Here is a 22,602-nt window from a genome sequence, read left to right on the forward strand (position 1 = left end):
AGCGTTAATACAACCTTTTTTTAGCGAGATATAAAGTCTTAAAAAAGACAAAAAGAAACAAGGGGAAATCCAATAAAGAATCTAAGATTTGAAAATTAGAACGCATTAAAAGCGAACTGGATAACGCTACTAAAGCGATCACGCCCAGTAAGGGGCTAGTCAAAAACAAACTGCTGCAAAAAAGCGCGCTAAAAATAAGAGAAGCCATGAAATGATGATAGATTGAAAAAGGCAAAAACCCTAAAATATCTGTCAAAAGCAACAGATTGAAAAACAGCATGACGCTATAAGATTGCAAGGTTTCTAAAGGGGGTTTTTGGAGGAGACGGCAAGAAAAGAGTGCATAAGCAAGGATCAAAAGACAGCTAAAGAGGCTTAAGGGGGCCATAAAACTGCTTAAAAATGCATTGAGCGATAGAGAGTTTTTAAAAGCGATATTGCTTAAAATCACGATTATAAACGAGAGCGAAAACCTTAAACTTAACGCCTTATTTTTGAAAAAAAAGAAAATTAAAAAAAGCCATATAAAACTCAGCGTGTAAGAAGAAGATATAAGCATCGTTAATCACTTGAGAAGGGATTTTAAATAAGCCATATTGAAACGGATGTGTTTGATATGAGAGCGGTTATAAGTATAGACAATATCTATAAAATGAGAGTTAAGACTATAGCTTGGGTAACTCACTTCATCCGCTTTATCTAAAACTTTTAAGGTTTTAAAAGAGTTGGAGTTTTCTAATTTAGAAAGCCAAAGTTCTTTACGACGCAGTGATAAATCGCTAGGGTTATGGATCAAATACAATATTCCATTTAAATTGAGTAAATTTAAAGAATCATCTAAGTTTTTAAGATTTGTAGAAATGGGTTTTTGCCAAGCGGTGGGGGTCTTGCAGGTTTCTAGCATGAGGCTATCTTTAAAAGAATGGTTTCTAAACGCCATGATGGCACAATCTTTAAAGGGGGTTAGGCTTGGCTGGAGCTGGTGGTTTAGGGCATTAGGCCTTAAAAGCTCTCTTGGGTTATTTTGTTTGTCAAATTTCAATAATAGGGGGTATTGGGTGGCTAATTCGTGATAGAGTGGTAGCATAAACCCGCCATCAGTGGTGTTTAAAGGCTTATTTTTTATCAAATGGCTTAAGTTTAAAAAAGGGCTTAAAGAGAGTTTTCGCGCAAACTTAAAACGAATCGGCTCTAAAGCGCTTTCAAATTGATAGATTTTAGAAGTGGCCCATCCGCCCATGCTCACCCCTACGACAAACAACAAGATTTTATCGTCATGCAAAAAAAGCAAGGGGTTACCCAGTTTTTTGATGTATTCATGCGAATGATGAGAAAGATCTTCTTTAGTTAAAATAGTGAAGGCTTCGCTCCAGCGATTAGTCTTGCCATCAAAAAGATTCGCGCTGATTTTCACATCCCTTGCCCCTTCTTTAGTGCCGCTAAAATAAGCGCTCAAAAGATTATCATTAGGCAAATTGATTAAAGAGCTCGCATGCACGCTTAAAGCGTCATTTGGTTTATGGATAGTGAGTTGCGTGAAATAGGGGGGGTTTTGAGTAACAAGGGTTTGATTGCGCATAAAAGCATAGGGGGGGGTTTGGCGCTTCATTATAATTAAAAATAAAACAATAAAAAGCCCCACAAAAAAGGCGGCATGCTTTAGGCGATTTCTTGAAGGTTCCAAGATAGCGTTTCGCCCCCTCTTAAGATAGCGATTTTTTCATTCAAACAAAGCGCGTGTGTAGGGACTATAAAGGGTTTTTTAGACAAACGCGCTTTTTTACTGGGCAAATTTTCTAGTGCGTAGATTTTTTTAGCGTTATCGCTGATAAAGGCTTGCAAGTTTTCTAAAGCGTTGTGTTTTTCAAAAAGTTCACACAATGCAGGCAACAAAATAGGGGCAGAAAAGATACCCGCCGGGATGTTAGCGCTATGCTTTTTAGAGATAAAATGCGGGGCGCTATCAGAGCCAAAAGAGATTTTAGGGTGGGCTTTTAAAGCAAGGGATAAAAGCCTTTCTTGGTCTTTTTTGGTTTTGATTAAAGGCTTGCAAAAACAATGCGGGTTCAAACTCCCCCCTAATAAATCATCTAAAGTCATGCTGATATGGTGTAAAGTTAAAGTCGCATAGAGGTTGTCATGCTTTTCAATTAAAGCGATACTGCGCCAATCGCTCAAATGCTCTATAATGATTTTGAGTTTAGGGAATGAAAGCGCGAAAGTTTCTAAAACGCTATGGCATAAAAATTCTTTATCCAAACAAAACCCGGCTTGTTCTGCATGGATGCATAAAATAAAGCCTAATTTTTGGGCGTTTTCTAAAATCTCTAAAGTTTTTTCACCCAACAAATCCGAAGTGCCGTTTTGCGCGTTTGTGGTCATGCCTTTGGGGTAGAGCTTTAAAAACCTGATGCCTTTTTCTTGGGCGCGTTGCAATTCTTCTAAAGTCAAGCCATCATTAAAATACAAACTCATTAAAGGCTTGAAGTTTGAAGAATGGTTTAAAATTTCTTCTTCATATTCAAGGGTGGTTGGAGTGTCAATCAAGGGCTTACTGAGGTTTGGCATGATCACCGCGGCGCTAAAAGGCTCGCTAGAGTATCTTAATACCGCTTTTAAAAGCGCGTTTTCTCGCACATGCAAGTGGGCGTCTATAGGGTCAAAAAGCGTGATTTCCATTTTTTAATTGCCTCCTAAGTAATAACGCACTCTAATGCGAATGAGGGTTTTAGTTTTGGGGCGTGGGTAATCCTTATAAGCGATTTGAATGGTCTTTAAGGTGTTGTCATCAAGCATTTTGTATTCAGAGCCAATGATGATTTTAAGATCGGTAATATCGCCATTAGGGTGCAAGTAAAACTCTACCGCATTCGTCCCGTCTTGCCCTAAATAAGCCGCTACTTGAGGGTATTCTAAATATTTTTGCGTGATGCGCCCAATATCCCTTAAATTATTCCTGATGAAATCTTTTTCGGCTGTGCCTAAATCCCCAAATTCTTCGCCATACAATTCATCAATATCCCTTCTGGTTTGGTTATCTAATCCTTTATTATTTTCTTTTCTGGGTGGCGCAACTTCTTTAGGCAAGAAAGAAAGCTGGTTAGGGTCAAATTCTTTTTTGACAGGTTTTTTCTCTTCTATTTTTTTCTGCTCTACTTTTTGTTCTACTACTTTTTTCTCTTCTTTTTTCTCTTCCACTACTTTTTTCTCTTCCACTTTTTCCACTTTTTTAAGAGCTTTATGTTTGTGGTTGGGCTTTTTGGGTTCTGGTTTGGGCTTTGGTTTAGGCTCAGGCTTAGGCTTTTCTATAGGTTTTGGTGGGGTTGGCGGAGTGGGGGGTGTGGGTGGGGTGGGGGGTGTTGGGGGTTTTTGAGGGCCAGCTAGCGTGGGTTTAGGAGCACCCGGGTTGTTTTTACTAGGATCTTGCGAATGGCCTCTTTTTAAAACCAATAAATTTTCAGGATTTAATTTAACGAGCTTGGGTTTTGAAGGAAAAAAATCTTCTCTGTGTTCAAATAAAAAATAAATCAACCAGTGTAACAATACAGACAGAATGAGAGAAAAGAAAAAATTCCTGTTAGAATGATCCACAGGATCAAAATTTTTCCCTAACTTAGCAGGTTGTAGTTTAGAATTTTCCGGCATATAAATTTCCTAATTTTGAATTCTTTATATTATTTTCAGCTTCTTTAATCAGTTCTTCTTTAGATGTTTTTGGGCTTATTTTGTCTAAAAGCAGGCCGTATTTGTCGCTTAGTAAGACCAAGTAACGCTCCTTATTAGTTTCTATGGAAATGATTTTATGGTTCGCATCAACACGACCCAAAACACTAACTTCTAACTTAAAATCTTTTGCAGAAAAAGATCTTTGTGTGGGAACAATTTTTTTTTTGATTACATACAATATTAAAAGTAAGGCAGCAATAACCGCTAGCGCCTTGTAAGCATGGCTTAAATCCAGTTGGGGTTTTAACTCTAGGGTGTTTGAGAGGCTTTGGGGTTGCTCTTTCTCATCTTGGCTTGCGAGATTGGCATGCTGAGATTTTTCTTTCAGGCCAGGCGGTGGGGCTAAATGAAACCCTTTAGGCAAAAAAAGAAAGCGGAGTTGCCTTTTATCCTTGCTGTTTGAAGCTTGGATTTCTAATCCCGCTTTAGCTTTTTTAGACAAGAGGTAGATGTCATTTTGGTAGGAAAACATTTCTAATGCATTCAAAGAGGCTTCTTTAAAATCCATCGTTTTTTTAGAATCCAATTGAGCGTTTTTTAAAACGATCACTTTTTGCCCTTCAACCTCCATGATTTTAGGCGTTTTGTTAAAAGGCGTTTCAAAAGTGAGCGTGGTTTGCACGGCTTTTATGGGTGGTGTTGCTAGAGCGTTTGAATCAGGTTGGACTTCTTTTAACGCATTTTGCCAATGAACCAATTTAATGGGGGCGTCATCATTTAAAGGTATTTTTTCTTCAGCCAGTAACATCAAAGTAGTGATCAACAATAAAAACAACGCTCTCATGAATTTTTAGCGAGATAATACACAATGGCGTTAGAATCAAGGATTTCATTCAAACGAATGGCTAAATTCCTTTCAAAAACCATCACCTCACCCTTACCAATAACCCGCCCGTTCACAAAAGTATCCACGCTTTCTCCGGCGGGTTTTTGCAAATCAATCACAGAGCCTTTTTCAAAACGCAAGATTTGCAATAAAGGGATTTGCGTAGAGCCAAGTTCCGCACTAAAAACAATCTCCATGTCCAAAAGATTTTTATAATCGCAAATGAGTTCTTCTAAATAAGTGGAAAGCTCTAGTTCTCTTTCTTTATTCGCTTTCTCTTTTTCTTTTTCGGCTATTTTTAACTTATTAGCTTCTGTTTCTGGCATAAAACTCTACTCTTTCAAGAATGATTTGACTTTGATTATAAAATCTTAATTTTACTATAAATTTTATAACAAATAAAGCCACTACGCTTTAAAGCTGGCTTTAGAAACGCAAAATTCCTTTAAAAAACACGCACCGCATAAGGGGTTTTTAGCCTTGCAGGTGTAGCGGCCAAACAAGATTAAGGCATGGTGGAGTTTGGACAGGTTGTCTTTAAAAAGATCGCTGAGTTCTTCTTCGGTTTTAATAGGCGTTTTAGCGTTGCTTAAGCCTAAGCGGTGTGTTGTGCGGAACACATGGGTATCTACCGCTATATAATTTGCATCAAAGCACACTGAAAGCACCACATTAGCGGTTTTTTGCCCCACGCCATCTAAACTCATCAATTCTTTTTGCGTAGAGGGGATAACGCCCTTAAAATCCCTAACCACTTTTTGTGCCATACTGATTAAATGCTTGCTTTTATTGTTAAAATAAGAAACGGATTTGATGATCTCTTTAACTTCTTCTAAGGAAGCGAGTGCTAAATCACTCACGCTTGGGTATTTTTCAAATAACTTGGGCGTTATTTGATTCACTCTAGCGTCCGTGCATTGAGCACTTAAAATGGTAGCCACTAGCAATTCATAGGGGTTTTTATGGTGCAATTCGGTGGTTTGGTTAGGGTAATGTTTTAAGAGCAGTTCTTTGATTTGTTGGGCTTTTTGGTGAGTTTTAGTGCGTTTTAAGGTCATTTTCACACGCTTTCTTTGATGACAAGGTATTGCGCTTCATGGGATCTTAAAGCCACTTGAATGCGGTTGATTTTAACCGAAAGCGTGGCTTTTTTCATGGAATAATGCAAAAGAATGCATTGAACCCCTTCATGGATACCAAAAGAGAGGAAGCGTTTTTTAAGGGCTTCATCGCAGTTAGCGATTTCTACGATTTCATAAACTTTGTCTTTAATGGCTTCATTGAGCGTCATTTTACTTCCTTTTTGAATCAATGTTTTTTTTGATTTCATCTACGATGATGTCAATAGGTGTGAAAATACGGCGCAAGATTTTAAAAGGCGCTTGGATAATATCTGATGCTAAAGTGACTTGAGTTTTAGGTTTATCTAGCGTGCCTTTGACATTCACATTAGTGGTGATTTTACCTCCTTTTCCTAAAACAAGATAGCCCACGATAGGGATTTTATTTAAGACATTGCTCAAAGCCTTGATAGTGGAAACTTCTAAATTCAAATCCAATTTGTTTTTGTCCAATTCAATGATGCCATTGCCAGCAATATCAAGCGTTTTGCCAATAAGATCAATTTTTTCTAACCCTAAATATTCTTTAGTGATCCCAAAAACAACAGACCCCTTTTTGATTTGATAGCCATTAGCCCCTAAATGAGGGTTCCTAAAGACAATGAGAGAGGGAATGGTGTTGATGAGATTGATCATGTTTTGCATGAGGGCGAAATTCTTTAAGCTTGTGTTTTGGAATTTCAATTCGCCATTGAAAACCTGATCTTCAAGAGCCCCAATAAGCGTGAATAAGCCCCCTTCTACGAAATCTTTTTGGAGAATGGTGTTGATATAATCCCCGGTAAAATTATGGGCCTTAAGATACAAAGCCCCATGCACTAAATCCGCCATGATCATGGCGTTTTTATAATTGCCATCAATTTTCACTCTGTCATCTTGAGCGACAATATCAAGATTTTCTAAAGGAAAAGGCATTTTTTTATAGATTAACACGACATCTTTAGCATGGATGCGTGTAGAGATAGGGATAATTTTGTGGGCTTTTTCATAGCGTTGTTTGGCGCTAATGAAAATATCTTCATCCTGGATTTCTTTAGAGCTAGGCTTTTCTTTTCGTTCTTTTGAGAATAATCCCGCAATCGCTGGCATCTTGCTATCTAAAAAATCGTCAATACTCAAATCAATGTTATTAAGGGTAATATCCTTTTGATCCTCCTTAACTTTTATAGATATGCTTTTGCTTGGAGTATAGACAGAAATTTCATCTTTATTAATAGATCCAAATAAAGAGAGGGAATTAAATTGCTTGCCGTTGCTATGATAGATGGGTAAAGTGATTTTTAAATCCTTAGCAAAAAAATCAATATTGATAAAATCGCTCGTAGAAACTTCTAAAGAGCCATCTTCTAAGGCGAAATATTTCATAATAGGGGAATAGGGCTTGATTTTTTTCAAATCTTTGACTCTAAAAACATAGGCGTTATCTTTAAATTCACCCTCTAATAAAAGTTGCGGCACGCTCCATTGCATGTGATTGGGGTTAGAAAAATCAAAATTCAAAGAAAGGTTTTTAAGAGTGTCTCCTGTAGCGTAGAAAACATCTTTGGTGAATTTATCTTCACTTTGGGCTTTAATGGTGTCTATGATTTTTCGTCTAAACACCTCTGAGTTTTCACCCTCTTGAATAACAGAATGCAAGCTTTTTAAATCTAAAGAAAATTTAGTAGGCTGTGGGTTATCTTGGTCGTTATTCAAGCCATAAGAACGCATGTTGATATTGTTGTTAGTGTTGAATCGTATCTTATGGACTAAAGAATCTAAAGAAAGGGTTTTTTTATTCAAGTCTAAAGCGATTTTAGCGTCTAAATCCAGCATGTTTTCATAGCGGGTGTGGGTAGTTTCTATGTAGATGTATTGGTATTCTTGGGTAATATCTAAGCTTATATTAGCGTTTTGCGTATAAAGGGGGATATTATAGAGCGAGAGGGTGCCTTCTTGCAAATTAACGCTGCCTTGAACGCTAAATAAGGGGGCGGTGTTTTTCAAGAATTGCAAGGTGAGTTTCAAATCCGCGCTAGATGGCGTGCTGATTTTATCCAAAGGTAAAACGACTTTATAAGCGCTCAATAAATCCTTAATGCTATCGCCATAATAATTAGGGGTCGTTTTTAAAAAAACCTCCAACTTGGGGGCTTCTAACAAATTGGAAAAAGTGGCGTAAGAGCCGGTCAATTCCATGGTTTCATAAGTGATTTTTTGGGGCTGTATGAGGAGCTGTTTGTTTTTGAAAATTAATTCGGTTTTATCCATTTTAATGGGCGATAAGCCATCATTGAAAACGACTGAAGGCTTCATCAAAGTGGCTTTAACTACAGAATTTTCTAAAAGCGATGGGATAAACTCGCTAGGAGTGAAATTAGCCTTGATTAAAGCGTTATCAATCTTAAAGCTGGCAAATTGGATCTTGTCAAAAATCCATGTTTTTAAATTTTTTTGCGATTGGTGTTGGAAAAGAGGCTTTAAAAACGCCAGGCTTTTCATTGGAGAAGTGTTCGCTCTCAATTCTATGGTTTTTAAATCGGTTAGCCCTTGCAAATAAATTGCAGCACTAGGTTCGATTAAGGGCTTGACAATCAAATTGAACGCCATTTTCCTAGCTTTGGGTGAATAGTGGGCGTTGCCATCCACTTGGACTTTAATGTCTTTAAAAAGCAAATTGATGATTTTAAGCTTGATATTTTTATCATCTTCTAGGGAAAATTCCCCTTTGACTCCTGGAAATTCTAACTCGTATTTATTCCCATCAAAAAAGATATTGGCTTTATTTTTATCGTCTAAAATGATTTCTTTGACTTTAAGTTTTTCAAAATAAGACACCGCCCAAATGCCATAACGGATATTTTTAATCAGATCAGAAACTTCTAAACGCTTTTTAGTGGGTTTTTGATGGAAGAAAGAAGAGAGATCGATGCGTTCAATTTCTAAAGAAAGCTTGTTGTTAAGTTTTAAGTATAATTCAGAAATGCCAAGCTTTCCAATTTTTAAATTTTGTATGTGAATGCCGTTTGAAAGGGTTTTGTGAATGACAACTAAAAGAGTGAATACTGCCACAAACAAGATAATGACATTAAATACTTTCTTGGATACATGTTTTCTTTTATTCATCAGTATTCTTTTTTATTTAAGTATACCAATTTATCCTAACAAAGTGGTGGTTGTCCCGCAAGGTTCGCTCAAAAAAGTGTTTTTTTCTTTAAAAGAGCAAGGCGTGGATATGAACGCTTTAGATTTGCTTTTTTTACGCTTAATGGGCATGCCTAAAAAAGGCTACATTGACATGGGCGATGGGGCTTTAAGGAAGGGGGATTTTTTAGTCCGTTTGATCAAAGCGAAAGCGGCACAAAAAAGCGCGACTTTAATCCCTGGAGAAACCCGCTATTTTTTCACGCAAATTTTGAGCGAGACTTACCAGTTAGGAGTTGGCGATCTCAATGAAGCTTATAAAAGCATCGCGCCACGATTAAACGGCTCTGTGATAGAAGATGGGGTGATATGGCCAGACACTTATCATTTGCCTTTAGGGGAGGACGCTTTTAAAATCATGCAAGCTTTAATCGGTCAATCTCTCAAAAAACACGAAGCTTTAAGCAAGCAATGGCTTGGATACTACCATAAAGAAGAGTGGTTTGAAAAAATCATTCTCGCTTCTATTGTGCAAAAAGAAGCCGCTAATATTGAAGAAATGCCCTTGATTGCGAGCGTGATTTTTAACCGCCTAAAAAAAGGCATGCCTTTACAAATGGATGGGGCTTTGAATTATCAGGAATTTTCACACGCTAAAGTGACCAAAGAGCGCATTAAAACCGATAACACCCCCTATAACACCTATAAATTTAAGGGCTTGCCTAAAAATCCTGTAGGGAGCGTGAGCCTAGAAGCGATTAGAGCCGTGGTTTTCCCTAAAAAAACGGATTTCTTGTATTTTGTGAAAATGCCGGATAAAAAACATGCTTTCAGCGCGACTTATAAAGAGCATTTAAAAAACATTAATCTTTCTAATAATCATTTTTAAGATTAAGGTTAATGGGGCGTTTTTTCTTTTAAATTGAGTAAAAAGTGTTTAGTATTTTCTCATTTTAATTTTAAGTTCTTACTATTAAAGCATTTTAGATTTTATTAAAAAAGGCTTGCTACAATTTTAGGCAAATTTTGATTGCTAGGGCTAAAATACAGCTTTTAGCACAAAGGAGAATGAATGGCTAAAATGAGCGCTCCAGATGGGGTTGCCGTTTGGGTGAATGAAGACAGGTGTAAGGGTTGTGATATTTGCGTATCGGTATGCCCTGCTGGGGTTCTTGGCATGGGGATTGAAAAAGAAAGGGTGCTTGGAAAAGTGGCCAAAGTAGCCTACCCAGAGAGTTGTATCGGTTGCGTGCAATGCGAGTTGCACTGCCCGGATTTTGCGATTTATGTGGCTGACAGGAAGGATTTCAAATTCGCTAAAGTTTCTAAAGAAGCCCAAGAAAGAAGCGAAAAGGTTAAGGCCAATAAATACATGCTCTTAGAAGAGACTATTTTAGAAGGGAGAGGCAAGTAATGCGTGAGATTATTTCTGATGGGAATGAATTAGTCGCTAAAGCGGCGATTGAAGTGGGGTGTCGGTTTTTTGGGGGCTATCCTATCACGCCAAGCTCGGATATTATGCATGCGATGAGCGTGGCTTTGCCCAAATGTGGCGGCCATTTTATCCAAATGGAAGATGAAATCAGCGGGATTAGCGTGTCTTTAGGGGCGAGCATGAGCGGGACGAAGTCTATGACAGCGAGCTCTGGGCCTGGTATTTCATTGAAAGTGGAGCAAATCGGTTATTCTTTCATGGCGGAAATCCCTTTAGTGATCGCTGATGTGATGCGTTCAGGCCCATCAACCGGAATGCCCACTCGTGTGGCTCAAGGCGATGTGAATTTTTTAAGACACCCCATACATGGGGATTTTAAAGCCGTCGCGCTCGCTCCTGCAAATTTAGAAGAGGCTTACACAGAAACCGTTCGCGCATTTAACCTGGCTGAAATGCTCATGACTCCTGTATTCTTGCTCATGGATGAAACCGTGGGGCATATGTATGGCAAGGTGCAAATCCCAGATTTAGAAGAAGTGCAAAAGATAACCATTAATCGTAAGGAATTTGTGGGCGATAAAAAGGACTACAAACCTTATGGGGTCGCGCAAGATGAGCCGGCTGTCTTAAACCCTTTCTTTAAAGGCTATCGCTACCATATTTCAGGCTTGCACCATGGGCCTATTGGCTTTCCTACTGAAGACGCTAAAATCGGGGGGGATTTGATTGACAGATTATTCCATAAGATTGAATCCAAGCAAGACATTATCAACGAAAACGAGGAAATGGATTTAGAGAGTGCTGAAATTATTATCATCGCTTATGGTTCGGTTTCTCTAGCGGTTAAAGAGGCCTTGAAAGATTACCATAAAGAAAGCAAACAAAAAGTCGGCTTTTTCAGGCCTAAAACCTTATGGCCAAGCCCGGCTAAACGCTTGAAAGAAATAGGGGATAAATACGAAAAAATCCTTGTGATTGAATTGAATAAGGGGCAGTATTTAGAAGAAATTGAAAGGGCTATGCAAAGGAAAGTGCATTTCTTTGGGCAAGCCAATGGGCGTACGATTTCGCCTAAACAAATCATCGCAAAGTTGAAGGAGCTTTAAAATGGCGTTTAATTATGATGAATATTTGCGTGTGGATAAAATACCCACTTTGTGGTGTTGGGGTTGTGGCGATGGCGTGATTTTAAAATCCATTATCCGCACGATTGACGCTTTAGGTTGGAAAATGGATGATGTGTGTTTGGTGAGTGGGATTGGTTGCAGCGGGCGCATGAGTTCGTATGTGAATTGCAACACCGTTCATACCACGCATGGTAGGGCTGTAGCGTATGCGACAGGGATTAAATTGGCTAACCCTAGTAAGCATGTGATCGTGGTTTCTGGCGATGGCGATGGCTTTGCGATTGGAGGCAATCACACCATGCATGCATGCAGAAGAAACATTGATTTGAATTTTATTTTAGTGAATAATTTCATTTATGGTTTGACCAACTCCCAAACTTCGCCCACCACGCCTAATGGCATGTGGACGGTTACGGCTCAATGGGGGAATATTGATAACCAATTTGACCCATGCGCTTTAACCACCGCCGCCGGGGCGAGCTTTGTGGCTAGAGAGAGCGTTTTAGACCCTCAAAAATTAGAAAAAGTGCTTAAAGAAGGCTTTACGCACAAGGGCTTTAGCTTCTTTGATGTCCATAGCAATTGCCATATCAATTTAGGGCGTAAGAATAAAATGGGTGAAGCGTCTCAAATGCTAAAATGGATGGAAAGCCGATTGGTGAGCAAACGCCAATTTGAAGCCATGAGCCCTGAAGAAAGGGTGGATAAATTCCCTACAGGCGTTTTAAAGCATGACACGGACAGGAAAGAATATTGCGAAGCGTATCAAGAAATCATTGAAAAAGCACAAGGAAAACAATAATGGAAGCGCAATTACGATTTACGGGCGTTGGAGGGCAAGGCGTGCTGTTAGCGGGAGAGATTTTAGCTGAGGCTAAGATTGTGAGTGGGGGCTATGGCACTAAGACTTCCACTTACACTTCGCAAGTGCGTGGAGGGCCTACTAAAGTGGATATTTTGCTAGACAAAGATGAAATCATTTTCCCTTATGCTAAAGAGGGCGAGATTGATTTCATGCTTTCAGTCGCTCAAATCAGCTACAACCAGTTTAAAAGCGACATTAAACAAGGCGGTATCGTTGTCATTGATCCCAATCTGGTAACCCCTACTAAAGAAGATGAGGAAAAATACCAGCTTTATAAAATCCCTATCATTAGTATCGCTAAAGATGAAGTGGGTAACATTATCACGCAATCTGTGGTGGCGCTAGCCATTACCGTGGAGCTGACTAAATGCGTGGAAGAAAATATCGTGCTAGACACCATGCTTAAAAAAGTCCCTGCAAAAGTCGCTGACACCAACAAAAAAGCCTTTGAAATTGGCAAAAAACATGCTTTAGAAGCTTTGAAAAAATAAGGGGGTAACTCCTTATCTTATTTTTCTTTAGCTATAGCTTTTTCCCCTTTTTCTTGTGTTTTTGAAAAAAAAAAAATGATATAATGCTTGAATTTTACAAAGGATTCTTGCATGCACAAATTTTTGGATGGGGCAAAAAGTGAGGTTTTAAAATACGATGTGATTTCTTTTGATATTTTTGATACCCTTCTTCTAAGACCTTTCATTAAACCCACAGATTTATTTTGGTATATTGAGACTAAATACAATATTAAAGGTTTTCATCAAGCAAGGATCCTGGCAGAAATGCAATCTAGAAAATTAAGCAAAGAACAAGACATCACTCTAGATGAAATTTATCATCAAATCCCAAAAGAGTTTCATTCATATAAGAGAGTAGAAATCACCACTGAAAAAGAGGTGCTTATTCCAAACTTGGAGATGTTGGAACTCTATCGTTTCGCTAAAGAGAACAATAAGAGAGTGATTATTGTATCAGATATGTATTTACCTTTAGAAGTCCTTGAAGATATTTTAATTTCTAAGGGTTTTGGTGGTTATACAAATTTCTATCTTAGTAACCATATAATGCTCACTAAACATTCAAAGGATTTGTTTAAGCATGTTTTAAAACAAGAAAATATTACTCACACGCAAATGTTGCATATCGGTGATAATTCTTGGGCGGATGGTGCTATGCCTAAAAGTTTAGGCATAGCAACGCTATTTAGAAAAAGCGTGTTGAAACAATTAGAAGAAGTTTTTCCTAAATACAAAACATTTAATCCAACCAGTGTTGCGCAAAGTTTTATTTTAGGATCTTTATGCGTTTTTTATAAAAATCATATTCAAAAACATGAAAAATTTGATTATTGGTTTCTTTTGGGAGCGATGCAGGCAGGAATTGCAGCCGTTGCTTATTGCCAGTTTATCTATAAGGAAATTCATAAAAGAAATATTGATACTTTAGTGTTTGTTGCGCGAGATGGTTATTTATTGCAAAAAATTTTTAATATTTTATATCCAAATTCATATAAAACTACTTATGTCTATGCTCCCAGAATTTTAAAAAAAGCGGTATTTTTAGAAGTCGTAGAGGGCGAGAGTTTGGAAATTTTGCGTATTTTAGAAGGCGAAGAAGAAGTTAAAAAGAAACAAATCACCACCAACCAACAGGCGTATGTATATCTCTATAGCAATTTTGAACATTGTCGCCATTTAGCGTTAAAATGTTTGGATAATTACAGAAGATATTTGTATTCACAAAATTTAGAGGGAAATATCGCTATTGTAGATACGATTACTTTAGGCTATTCTTCGCAAGGGTTAATCCAAAAAGCTTTAAACAAAGAAGTTTTTGGGTGCTATGTGGATCTCCTAAGAATTTTAAATTATGATTGCGTGAGTTTCTTACCTTTTTCACACCCTAAATCCGTTTATTTTCATAATTGGGATTTTATGGAGTTTTTGCTAACAAGCCCTGAATACCCTATTTTAAATGTAGAAAATGGCGTTCCAATTTATCAAAAAGACGTTTCATCTTGTGAAAAATACCGCTCTAAAGCTTATGAAAAAATAGTAGAAGGGGCTGTTGGATATGCTTCATATTTTAAAGAAAGTCAAATTTCTTTAGACATTCATGATGTGATAGAATGGGTGAATTTCTTCATTGACAATCCTAGTATTCAAGATCAAGAGCAATTCAAACAAATTTATTTTCTTCCAGATGCGACGCATAAAAACGCTCTGCCCTTGTTTTGCAACGATGTTTCTTTATTGTCTTGTATCTTAAAACCTTCACAAAGTTATGGCGTATTAAAAAGAAGCCTTAGGACAAACAAGCAAGAGAGGTTGTTTAAAATATTATCTCTCATTAAAAAAATCTATGGGAAGTTAAAAAAGAAATGATAAAATCGGCTCTGTTTTTAATCAAATATGGATAAATAGGGCTTTCTCCCTTTAATATAATTCTCTCAAAAGTTGTCCACTAGATATTTTTTATTTATCAAATAATCCGTTTTTGAGTATAATCCTACGAAAATTTTAAGGAACGGCATGGAGTTTTTAGGACTGGTTTTAAGTCTGGTCGCTATTTTGATAGCGTTTAAAAAGCCTGAAAAAGAAAATTGGGCGTTTGGGATTTTGATTGTGGTGTGGTTAGTGGAGCTTATTATTTTTATAGCCCATAGCTCTAGCGTTTTGCCTAACATGAATCTATAAGGGGGATGCATGAATAAAGAAACCCGATTTTACAATCTTTTTTCTTTGGCGGTTTTAGGGATTTTGATCTTTCCTGTGGGTTTGGCGAATTTTTATTTTGGCTATGTTTTGAAGGATTCGCCTTGTATTTTTTGCTGGGCGCAACGCATCAACATGATTTTAATTGGGGCGGTGGCGCTTTTGGTGGTGCGTTTTGGGTTTAAGCCTAAATACATTGCTTTGCTGCTACTAATGGCTAGTAGCGGACTGTATGAGAGCTTTTATCATACGGGTGGCCATGCTTTAGAAGATGTGGGGCAGGGATTCGCGCTCGCTATTTTGGGCTTGCACACGCAGTTTTGGGCGCTTTTTGTCTTTTTTAGCGTGGTGGTGCTTTTAGCGGTTTTGCTCTTTTTTGCCCCTAATGCCCAACCTTTTAAAGATCGTTTGTTAAACACGCTCCAAAAAAGCGCTTTTTATGTTTTCTTTATGGTGGTGGGTTCTAATGCAATACAGGCGTTTGTTTCTACCGGGCCTTTCCCTTACATAGGGCAAAGCGATCCGGTGCGTTTTTCGTGGAATTTGAAAGAATCGGTCTGGTCTATGGAGAATTGGGATCATTTGAAATTCCCAAGAAGCGTTTTAGGCAGAAGAGATGTGGGTGAGCCTTTGAAATTGAGCGCTTTGCCTAAAGATAATGATTATGAGCGTTCGCCTTTAGAAATTACAAAAACTCTAAAGATTGGGAAAAAAGAAGAGCTTCCCTTAAAATTGAATGGAGCGATCACGGATTTGAGTTTCAATGAAGACAAGGCGATCCTTACCACAGAAAACCAAGGGCTTTATCTTGTAAGTAACGATTTGAAAACCATTCATAGCCATATGGTGTTGGATAGCTATTATAGCGCGACGGTGGGGGCGTTCGTGGGGGCGGATTTCAATGAAGATGAAAACATTGTGATCATGGGCAATAATAAAACAAGCGTAGAAATCACTCCTAACAAAAACGCCAACGCGCTTAAAAACTTCCCTTATTTTTTAGAAGGGGCTAACTCTTTTGACGAAGTGGAACGCAGCCGCTTAAAGACTTCTAGGGCGAAAAACTACTATGTTAGCGCCGCAAGAAGAGGGGCTAAATTCACTTATTTAACCACCTCTCCTAACAAGCGTTATAAGGATTTGATTATCATCTCCATGCTTAATAGCGATAAACAGGTGCATGGGGAGTTTTTACTTGAACTAGGCAATGCCAAACTTAAAGAAAAAAGGAAACTGGGCGAGTTAGTCATTAGTGCGCTAGCTTTAAAGGATAATCAACTTTATGCGTTCAGTAAGGAATTTAACACGCTTTTAGTCATAGACCCTACAAAAGAAGAGATCCTTGAAGTTTATGGCTTGCCTAAAGAGATTAAAAATATCAGCGCTGGGGGGTTTAGAAACGATGAGCTTGTCCTTGTGAGCTATGAGAATGATAAAAATATTCTTTACACCCTTAATTTTTAAACTCTTTTAAAGCTGTTTTTTTCTAATATATTAACGCATTAGAAGATGGTCGCTATTTTAGAATAGAGGAAAGTCCGGGCTACATTAGACAAAATTCCATCTAACGGATGGCTAGCGCAAGCTAAGGGAAAGTGCCACAGAAAGCAAACCGCCTTTTTAAGGTAAGGGTGAAAGGGTGGGGTAAGAGCCCACCAAAGCTAAAGCGATTTAGCTTGTTTGGGCAAACCCAATTTGTAGCAAGAAGCGCATGGTAAGTCTAAATTGATACACGCTTCGCTTGAGGAATATTGCAAAATATTTCCCAGATAAATGGCCATCCATTGACAGAACCCGGCTTATTCTAATGCTCAACTGCGTGTTGATTTTTTTAACAAAGTTTCAATCATTTTATTTTTTTTATTTTTTTACCTAATTATTGTTTAAAATCTTAAAGATTTGTGTTACACTCTGCAAAATCAAAATCAAAGGGGATAGCGTGTTAGAAAAATCTTTTTTAAAAAGCAAGCAATTATTTTTGTGCGGGTTGGGTGTTTTAATGTTGCAGGCTTGCACTTGCCCAAACACTTCACAAAGAAATTCTTTCTTGCAAGATGTGCCTTATTGGATGTTGCAAAATCGTAGCCAGTATCTCACGCAAGGGGTGGATAGCTCGCACATTGTAGATGGTAAGACAACTGAAGAGATAGAAAAAATCGCTACCAAAAGAGCGACAATAAGAGTGGCGCAAAATATTGTGCATAAACTCAAAGAGGCTTACCTTTCTAAAACCAATCGCATCAAGCAAAAGATCACTAATGAAATGTTTATCCAAATGACACAGCCCATTTATGACAGCTTGATGAATGTGGATCGTTTAGGGATCTATATCAATCCTAACAATGAGGAGGTGTTTGCGTTGGTGCGTGCGCGTGGTTTTGATAAGGACGCTTTGAGCGAAGGGTTGCATAAAATGTCATTAGACAATCAAACGGTGAGTATCCTTGTGGCTAAAGTGGAAGAAATCTTTAAAGATTCTATCAATTACGGAGACATTAAAGTCCCTATAGCCATGTAGGCTTAGAACAACAAGCGTTCCTCGCTATCGTCTGTTCTTTTGGGGGTGGGGGTGATGGAATTGGGGGTTGAATAGTAGGGGATTTTATCCACGATTTCTTTACGCAAGCCTTTGGGGACATCAAACTTTCTTTTTAAAGAAGGTTCAATTGCTAAAATGTTACGCATGAAATACGAATACACAGGTGCACTCACAATGCTCCCTGCCGCTCCTTTGCTAATAGGCGTGTTATCGTCTCTCCCAAACCAGATCACGCTTTGTAAGGTGGGAGTAAAGCCAATGAACCAAGCGTCAATATTGTTGTTAGAAGTCCCGGTTTTACCGGCGATTTCTAAACCTTTAATGCGAGCCAAACTCCCTGTGCCATTTTCTACCGCATCCATCAGCACTGAAATGGTTAAAAAAGCCTGTTCTTTGGAGGTGATCTTTTTGGTTTCCATAGGCGTGAAAGTTTTGACATCGTTTTGTTGGTTAGTGATGCTTTCAATGAGCATGGGTTTGAGCATGGTGCCGTAATTAGAAAATAAAGAATACTTTTCAGCCGCTTCAATCGGTGAGATAGCAAAGCTCCCTAACACAATAGACAAGTCTTTAGGGAGGTTTTTAAACCCCATATCGCTTAAAGATTGATAAATTTTTTCAAAGCCAAGCTGATCGCTTAAATTAATCGTAGCCAGATTTAACGAATGGCTCAAGGCTTCTTGCAAGGTTACAAGCCCTAAAAATTTGCGAGTGTAATTGCTAGGGTGCCATGCGTGGTTTTGTTCGCTGTTTTTACTATAATTGCCATTTTCAAAGTTTCGCGCGGTATCAGGGATTTTAGAAGTCGTGGAATAGCCATTATCAAAGGCGATTTGATACACAAAGGGCTTGATCGCGCTCCCAAATTGCCGTTTGGCTTGCGTGGCGCGATTGAAAGCGCTTTTTTTATAATCAATCCCCCCCACTAAAGCTAAAATCTTACCGGTACTCGTTTCTGTAACTATCATGCTAGCGTTCAAGTTGTCTTCATCTTCATCATTAGAGGCGTTAGTTTTTGGCTTCTCTTTAGCGATTTTTTCTAAGATTTTTTGATGCCCAAAACGCAAAGACTCTAACGCTAAGCGTTGGTAATCCAAATCTATCGTGAGCTTTATGGTATAGCCTTGAGTTTTTAGCCCGTCTAATTGATCCAATTGTTTCAACACTTCATCCACGACATAGGGAGCGATATTTTGTGTGGAAGTTTGGTTATAAACGATTGGCACTTCATTGAGAGCGCCTTTGAGCTCGTTAGAAGAAATCCAGCCTAAAGAATACAACCGCCTTAAAATATCATTAGCCCTAGAGAGTGAAAATTCTAAATTTTTGGTAGGGTCATAAAAACTTGGAGCTCTTGGCAAGGCGACTAACATGGTGATTTCTTTAAGCGTGAGTTTGTCAAGAGGTTTTTTAAAATACCCTAAACTTGCGGTTTTCACGCCATAATACCCATGCCCAAAAAAAGTTTGGTTCAAATAACGCTCTAAAATTTCTTCTTTGCTTAAGACTTTTTCAATGCGTATGGAGATGATAGCTTCTTTGAGCTTTCTGGTCAGGGTTTTTTCTCGTGTGAGCACCATGTTTTTAACGAGTTGTTGGGTTAGAGTGCTACCCCCTTCAGTGTAACGACCGCTTTTAGCGTTTTTAATCATAGCGCGCATGATAGCGTCTAAATTGATCCCCCCATGTTCAAAAAAGAGGGTGTCTTCTACCGCTAAAAGGCTTTCAATAAATCGTGGGGGGATTTCTTCAAAACGCGCATAAAAACGAAATTCCTTATCATAAATATTAGCAATCAAACGCCCTTTTCGGTCTAAAATCTGTGAAGCGACGCCTGGGCGATAATCTTTAATTTTAGCAATATCCTTATCTGTAGTTACCCAAACTTGAGCGATAAGAATGGCTAACAACCCTACGATAATTAAAAATAAAACGATAAAACCATAAAAAATCTTTTTTAGCATTTAATCACTCTTAAAAGAAGATTGTATTTTAGAATAATTTAAAAGGGTGTTCGCAAGCTCTTTAGTGTCTTGTAAGCTGTTTTTGAGGGATAAAGAGATGCGTAAAAGGGGTTTAGAAACCGTTGGGGGGCGGATAGCTCCCACTAAAAACCCCTTTTCTTTCAAAAAATGATGGGCGTTTAAAAGAGCGGGATTGCTTTCAAATTCTAAAGTAAAAAATCCTGCGAGCGTTCTAATACCTAAGGTTTCAAAAATAATCTGTTGGTGTTTGCTAAGCTCATTTTTTAATTCTTGTTTTTGCGCGATAAAGTATTCTAAATGGGCTAAAGTTAAAGCGGTGTCTAACAGGCTTAAAGCGGTGGTGTAAATCACGCTTTTAGCGCGATTGGTTAAAAACTCTATGGTTTGTAAAGGGGCTAAAATACACGCCCCATAGCTCGCAAGCGCTTTAGAAAAAGTGCTGAGCTTAATGATTTTGTCTTTTTCTTTGATGCGATAATATTCTAAAAAACCCAATAAATTCTCGCCGATAGTTCCAAAACTATGGGCTTCATCTACGATTAAAAAAGCGTTAGGAATCTCTTGAGTGATTGCATAAAAATCATAAGGAGCGATGCTCGCATCCATAGAATAAACCCCCTCAATGGCTATGAATTTGAGTTTATTTTTAGGAGCGTTAAAGAGTTTTTGTTGTAAATCTTTAGCGTCATTGTGCGAGAAAAAAACCACTTGATCAGGCTTCGTTTTGGTGCTAAAAATCCCGCTTGCATGGTAGTGTGCGTCCATGAATAAGAGGGCGTTTTTGACTAAAAGGGTATCTATTAAAGCCAGATTGCCCAAAAAACCACTCCCCACTAAAAGAGCGCTTTCAAATTCTAACAAATCCGCTAATCGTTCTTCTAACTCTGCATGCAAAGAGTGGTAGCCATTCACTAGCATGGAAGCCTTGGGGGAATGAGCGTTAAAGGATTGGAGCTTATTAAAAGCGTTTTCAAGCAAGTCTTTTTTAACGCTCAAACCCAAATAATCATTAGAAGCGTAATCCTTTAATAAAGGGTCAAACAATTCTCTTTTGCGGTATCGTTTGGCATGGTGTAGGGCTTCTAAAGATTTAGAAAACATCAAAACACTTCATTGAATAAAATCATTCGCCTTTTTGAATTTTTTCAATGATTTTATTGAGTTCGTCTTGTTTTTCGTAAAACATCTTATCAATATTTTCTTTAACATGTTTAGCGCTATCTTCCATTAAATGCACTTTATGTTCTAGGTATTTTGAATCGGTAATGTGATCTTCTTGAACGGCCTTAACCAAATCATTAGCTTCAGCATGCACGCTCGCATGGTGGCTTTCTAAAGCTCTATAGCCTGAAGTGTTGGAAAAATTCTCTTTACCCGCGCCCTCATAATACCATTTGCCTAAACGGCAACTCTTATGGCTAGTAATATCAAAGGAATTGAGACCAAAAACCATGCCATAAAGATTGTTTTTAAAGACCACATGATCGAGTTTGGCTAGACCACAAAACACCCGGTTATTGACATTGTAGATGGTGTATTTTGCCGCTTGCGCGACAATCATGTTGTTTTTCACGGTGGATTTAAGCTCTTCCACATCGCCCTTAATAGAGCTTACAATAGAATTAATATCGTGGGTATTGGTTTGAATGTCGTTCGCTTCTTGTTGCATGCTTTTAACCACGACAGCGATTTCTTTAGTGGCTTTTTGGGTTTTTTCAGCGAGTTTTCTCACCTCATCAGCCACCACCGCAAACCCTCTCCCATGCTCGCCCGCTCGTGCGGCCTCAATAGCGGCATTTAGGGCTAAGAGATTGGTTTGTTCTGCAATATCATCAATCAAAGAAATGACTTGAGTGATTTCATTGCTCCGTTGGTTTAGAGAGTCCGCTAACGAAGTGGCGTTTTGCATCTTTTCATAAAGCGATTCAATGTCTTGACCCGTTTTATTAACGGTCCCTAATCCTTCAGCAGAATGCGCTTCGCCATTTTTAGCCGCATTTAAGAGCAAGCCTGTCTCTTGATGGAAATACTGCATGCTTTCTTGTGCGTTCTCTAAGCCTTCTTTTAAGCTCGCGCAAAAAGTCTTAAACAAATCGCTTTTATGGTATTCCCCCACACCCCCTGTTTTTTTGGCTAGTGAAAAATACTGCACGCCATCAATATTTTGGCTTTTTAAAGAATAGGAAACCCCTTGCAAATCAACGCTCTCTGCATTTTCTTTAAAATGAACGCTTTGTTCTTCTAAATTGTTTAAGCTTGCAAGATTCCCGCTCTTAAAAACGACTTTATTGTTTTTAATGCCTACAAAACCTTCATGCAAGCACAAATTTAAAAGGCTTTGATAGAGATTGACTTCTTTTTTTAACTCCGCAATCTCAGAATCTTTCTGACTGATTTGAAGTTGCAACTGCTTATTCCCAAACATTATGGCATTCCTTATTTAAATTTGAATCTTTTGAGATTATACCCAAAATTACCAAACAATTTAAGCGCTCGCTAGTATTGTTGCTTCAAAAACAATTCGTAAAATAAGCCCTGTTTCTTTATAAGGGTTTCAAAGTTGCCCTGTTCTATTAGTTTGCCTTGATCTAACACGATAATTTCATCAGCTTGCTTGACACTATTCATGCGGTGTGTAATAATTAAAGCCATCTTAGATTGCGATTTTTTAAAAATAAAATCTAAAAACTCTTTTTCCATAATGGGGTCAATAGCACTACTTGGTTCATCTAAAACAACACAATGACTTGGTTTTAAAAAGGCTCTTATAGTGGCTATGCGTTGCTTTTGACCCAGAGAAAAATCTATCCCATTATACTGTGTTCCAAATAATGCGTTGCTATAATCATTAAGACAATTTTGAAAATTTTCATCAAAAGATTTTAGCATTTCTCTCTTTTGCTTTAATTGCTCTCTTGTGGGGTTGTTTTGCATGAAAAGATTATCATCAATGCTATACCCAGCATAAAGAGAAAAATCTTGGAATATGGCACTCATTTGTCGGTGGTAGCTGTTTAGTTCCAAGTCTTGTAGTGGGTATTTATTATTAATGATAATTTGACCTGAATTTGGGGTATAAAAACCTAACAATAAATTAATCAGCGTGCTTTTTCCGCTAGCATTCCTACCGACTAATGCATAAAAATT

21 protein-coding genes, 1 other RNA gene and 1 pseudogene are annotated in these 22,602 nt (G+C 38.1%); 10 read left to right on the plus strand and 13 right to left on the minus strand.

Features of this window, described 5'->3' with window-relative positions; translation table 11 throughout:
• Positions 1-4 precede the first annotated feature (4 nt).
• The 9 genes from EXS92_RS03435 to EXS92_RS03475 all read right to left on the minus strand — a co-directional run bounded on the left by EXS92_RS03435 (position 5) and on the right by EXS92_RS03475 (position 8,778).
• Positions 5-559, minus strand: coding sequence for a 3-deoxy-d-manno-octulosonic acid hydrolase subunit 1 (locus EXS92_RS03435; RefSeq protein WP_165515576.1), 555 nt, complete (start codon positions 557-559; stop codon positions 5-7).
• Between the two features lie 6 nt (positions 560-565).
• Positions 566-1,684, minus strand: a complete 1,119-nt coding sequence (locus EXS92_RS03440; protein WP_165515577.1) for a 3-deoxy-d-manno-octulosonic acid hydrolase subunit 2 — start codon at positions 1,682-1,684, stop codon at positions 566-568.
• Positions 1,660-2,679, minus strand: coding sequence for a dihydroorotase (pyrC, locus tag EXS92_RS03445; RefSeq protein ID WP_165515578.1), 1,020 nt, complete (start codon positions 2,677-2,679; stop codon positions 1,660-1,662). Before pyrC ends, EXS92_RS03440 begins: the two co-directional genes overlap by 25 nt.
• 3 nt (positions 2,680-2,682) lie before the next feature.
• Positions 2,683-3,645 carry an energy transducer TonB gene (locus EXS92_RS03450; protein WP_001947644.1) on the minus strand — a complete coding sequence of 321 codons (963 nt, stop codon included), beginning with the start codon at positions 3,643-3,645 and terminating at the stop codon, positions 2,683-2,685.
• Positions 3,629-4,510, minus strand: a complete 882-nt coding sequence (locus EXS92_RS03455) for a hypothetical protein (RefSeq protein WP_165515579.1) — start codon at positions 4,508-4,510, stop codon at positions 3,629-3,631. The genes EXS92_RS03450 and EXS92_RS03455 overlap by 17 nt, the downstream gene beginning before the upstream one ends.
• Positions 4,507-4,878 carry a flagellar motor switch protein FliN gene (gene fliN, locus EXS92_RS03460; RefSeq protein WP_001115284.1) on the minus strand — a complete coding sequence of 124 codons (372 nt, stop codon included), beginning with the start codon at positions 4,876-4,878 and terminating at the stop codon, positions 4,507-4,509. Before fliN ends, EXS92_RS03455 begins: the two co-directional genes overlap by 4 nt.
• 81 nt (positions 4,879-4,959) lie before the next feature.
• Entirely contained in the window at positions 4,960-5,610 is a 651-nt protein-coding gene (gene nth, locus EXS92_RS03465) for an endonuclease III (RefSeq protein ID WP_165515580.1), read from the minus strand.
• Positions 5,611-5,612: 2 nt separating this feature from the next.
• On the minus strand, positions 5,613-5,843 hold the full coding sequence (locus tag EXS92_RS03470; RefSeq protein WP_000174130.1) for a FeoA family protein: 231 nt from the start codon (positions 5,841-5,843) through the stop codon (positions 5,613-5,615).
• 1 nt (position 5,844) lies between these two features.
• Positions 5,845-8,778 carry a DUF3971 domain-containing protein gene (locus tag EXS92_RS03475; RefSeq protein ID WP_165515581.1) on the minus strand — a complete coding sequence of 978 codons (2,934 nt, stop codon included), beginning with the start codon at positions 8,776-8,778 and terminating at the stop codon, positions 5,845-5,847.
• Here EXS92_RS03475 and mltG point away from each other — a divergent pair.
• The 10 genes from mltG (at position 8,696) to EXS92_RS03525 (ending at position 17,449) form a co-directional block, all read left to right on the plus strand.
• A complete protein-coding gene (mltG, locus tag EXS92_RS03480; RefSeq protein WP_079363180.1) occupies positions 8,696-9,685 on the plus strand; it encodes an endolytic transglycosylase MltG in 990 nt (329 codons plus the stop codon). The two genes, EXS92_RS03475 and mltG, sit on opposite strands and share 83 nt — an antisense overlap.
• 183 nt (positions 9,686-9,868) lie before the next feature.
• On the plus strand, positions 9,869-10,210 hold the full coding sequence (locus EXS92_RS03485) for a 4Fe-4S dicluster domain-containing protein (protein ID WP_001096895.1): 342 nt from the start codon (positions 9,869-9,871) through the stop codon (positions 10,208-10,210).
• Positions 10,210-11,337 carry a 2-oxoglutarate synthase subunit alpha gene (locus EXS92_RS03490; RefSeq protein ID WP_165515582.1) on the plus strand — a complete coding sequence of 376 codons (1,128 nt, stop codon included), beginning with the start codon at positions 10,210-10,212 and terminating at the stop codon, positions 11,335-11,337. Before EXS92_RS03485 ends, EXS92_RS03490 begins: the two co-directional genes overlap by 1 nt.
• Before the next feature lies 1 nt (position 11,338).
• Positions 11,339-12,160, plus strand: coding sequence for a 2-oxoglutarate ferredoxin oxidoreductase subunit beta (locus EXS92_RS03495; RefSeq protein ID WP_000885307.1), 822 nt, complete (start codon positions 11,339-11,341; stop codon positions 12,158-12,160).
• A complete protein-coding gene (locus EXS92_RS03500) occupies positions 12,160-12,714 on the plus strand; it encodes a 2-oxoglutarate:acceptor oxidoreductase subunit OorC (protein WP_000388038.1) in 555 nt (184 codons plus the stop codon). The genes EXS92_RS03495 and EXS92_RS03500 overlap by 1 nt, the downstream gene beginning before the upstream one ends.
• 111 nt (positions 12,715-12,825) lie before the next feature.
• Positions 12,826-14,601 (plus strand): HAD-IA family hydrolase, encoded by a 1,776-nt coding sequence (locus tag EXS92_RS03505; protein ID WP_165515583.1) that lies wholly within the window; start codon positions 12,826-12,828, stop codon positions 14,599-14,601.
• Between the two features lie 147 nt (positions 14,602-14,748).
• Entirely contained in the window at positions 14,749-14,913 is a 165-nt protein-coding gene (locus EXS92_RS03510) for a hypothetical protein (protein ID WP_097700043.1), read from the plus strand.
• A gap of 9 nt (positions 14,914-14,922) precedes the next feature.
• Positions 14,923-16,395, plus strand: coding sequence for a disulfide bond formation protein B (locus EXS92_RS03515; RefSeq protein WP_165515584.1), 1,473 nt, complete (start codon positions 14,923-14,925; stop codon positions 16,393-16,395).
• 35 nt (positions 16,396-16,430) lie between these two features.
• Positions 16,431-16,746, plus strand: an RNA gene (gene rnpB / locus EXS92_RS03520) — RNase P RNA component class A.
• 124 nt (positions 16,747-16,870) lie between these two features.
• Positions 16,871-17,449, plus strand: coding sequence for a tumor necrosis factor alpha-inducing protein (locus tag EXS92_RS03525; RefSeq protein WP_165509171.1), 579 nt, complete (start codon positions 16,871-16,873; stop codon positions 17,447-17,449).
• A gap of 2 nt (positions 17,450-17,451) precedes the next feature.
• Here the strand turns inward: EXS92_RS03525 and pbp1a are convergent, their stop codons facing one another.
• From pbp1a to EXS92_RS03545, 4 genes and pseudogenes are all read right to left on the minus strand, one after another.
• Positions 17,452-19,434, minus strand: a complete 1,983-nt coding sequence (pbp1a, locus tag EXS92_RS03530) for a penicillin-binding protein 1A (RefSeq protein ID WP_165515585.1) — start codon at positions 19,432-19,434, stop codon at positions 17,452-17,454.
• Positions 19,435-20,556, minus strand: a complete 1,122-nt coding sequence (locus tag EXS92_RS03535) for an aminotransferase class I/II-fold pyridoxal phosphate-dependent enzyme (RefSeq protein ID WP_165515586.1) — start codon at positions 20,554-20,556, stop codon at positions 19,435-19,437.
• A gap of 22 nt (positions 20,557-20,578) precedes the next feature.
• Positions 20,579-21,880 carry a chemotaxis chemoreceptor TlpD gene (gene tlpD, locus EXS92_RS03540; protein WP_165515587.1) on the minus strand — a complete coding sequence of 434 codons (1,302 nt, stop codon included), beginning with the start codon at positions 21,878-21,880 and terminating at the stop codon, positions 20,579-20,581.
• Between the two features lie 71 nt (positions 21,881-21,951).
• Positions 21,952-22,596: pseudogene (locus tag EXS92_RS03545) on the minus strand (ATP-binding cassette domain-containing protein); the annotation flags it as partial.
• Between the last annotated feature and the right edge of the window lie 6 nt (positions 22,597-22,602).

This window comes from Helicobacter pylori (assembly GCF_011175115.1).
GTDB classification, from domain to species: Bacteria; Campylobacterota; Campylobacteria; order Campylobacterales; family Helicobacteraceae; genus Helicobacter; species Helicobacter pylori_DF.

Coding starts and splice junctions, on each gene's coding strand:
- EXS92_RS03435 (WP_165515576.1), bottom strand. CDS start 559: ATGCTTATATCTTCTTCTTACACGCTGAGTTTTATATGGCTTTTTTTA.
- pyrC (WP_165515578.1), bottom strand. CDS start 2,679: ATGGAAATCACGCTTTTTGACCCTATAGACGCCCACTTGCATGTGCGA.
- EXS92_RS03450 (WP_001947644.1), bottom strand. CDS start 3,645: ATGCCGGAAAATTCTAAACTACAACCTGCTAAGTTAGGGAAAAATTTT.
- EXS92_RS03455 (WP_165515579.1), bottom strand. CDS start 4,510: ATGAGAGCGTTGTTTTTATTGTTGATCACTACTTTGATGTTACTGGCT.
- fliN (WP_001115284.1), bottom strand. CDS start 4,878: ATGCCAGAAACAGAAGCTAATAAGTTAAAAATAGCCGAAAAAGAAAAA.
- nth (WP_165515580.1), bottom strand. CDS start 5,610: ATGACCTTAAAACGCACTAAAACTCACCAAAAAGCCCAACAAATCAAA.
- EXS92_RS03470 (WP_000174130.1), bottom strand. CDS start 5,843: ATGACGCTCAATGAAGCCATTAAAGACAAAGTTTATGAAATCGTAGAA.
- mltG (WP_079363180.1), top strand. CDS start 8,696: ATGACAACTAAAAGAGTGAATACTGCCACAAACAAGATAATGACATTA.
- EXS92_RS03475 (WP_165515581.1), bottom strand. CDS start 8,778: ATGAATAAAAGAAAACATGTATCCAAGAAAGTATTTAATGTCATTATC.
- EXS92_RS03485 (WP_001096895.1), top strand. CDS start 9,869: ATGGCTAAAATGAGCGCTCCAGATGGGGTTGCCGTTTGGGTGAATGAA.
- EXS92_RS03490 (WP_165515582.1), top strand. CDS start 10,210: ATGCGTGAGATTATTTCTGATGGGAATGAATTAGTCGCTAAAGCGGCG.
- EXS92_RS03495 (WP_000885307.1), top strand. CDS start 11,339: ATGGCGTTTAATTATGATGAATATTTGCGTGTGGATAAAATACCCACT.
- EXS92_RS03500 (WP_000388038.1), top strand. CDS start 12,160: ATGGAAGCGCAATTACGATTTACGGGCGTTGGAGGGCAAGGCGTGCTG.
- EXS92_RS03505 (WP_165515583.1), top strand. CDS start 12,826: ATGCACAAATTTTTGGATGGGGCAAAAAGTGAGGTTTTAAAATACGAT.
- EXS92_RS03510 (WP_097700043.1), top strand. CDS start 14,749: ATGGAGTTTTTAGGACTGGTTTTAAGTCTGGTCGCTATTTTGATAGCG.
- EXS92_RS03515 (WP_165515584.1), top strand. CDS start 14,923: ATGAATAAAGAAACCCGATTTTACAATCTTTTTTCTTTGGCGGTTTTA.
- pbp1a (WP_165515585.1), bottom strand. CDS start 19,434: ATGCTAAAAAAGATTTTTTATGGTTTTATCGTTTTATTTTTAATTATC.
- EXS92_RS03535 (WP_165515586.1), bottom strand. CDS start 20,556: ATGTTTTCTAAATCTTTAGAAGCCCTACACCATGCCAAACGATACCGC.
- tlpD (WP_165515587.1), bottom strand. CDS start 21,880: ATGTTTGGGAATAAGCAGTTGCAACTTCAAATCAGTCAGAAAGATTCT.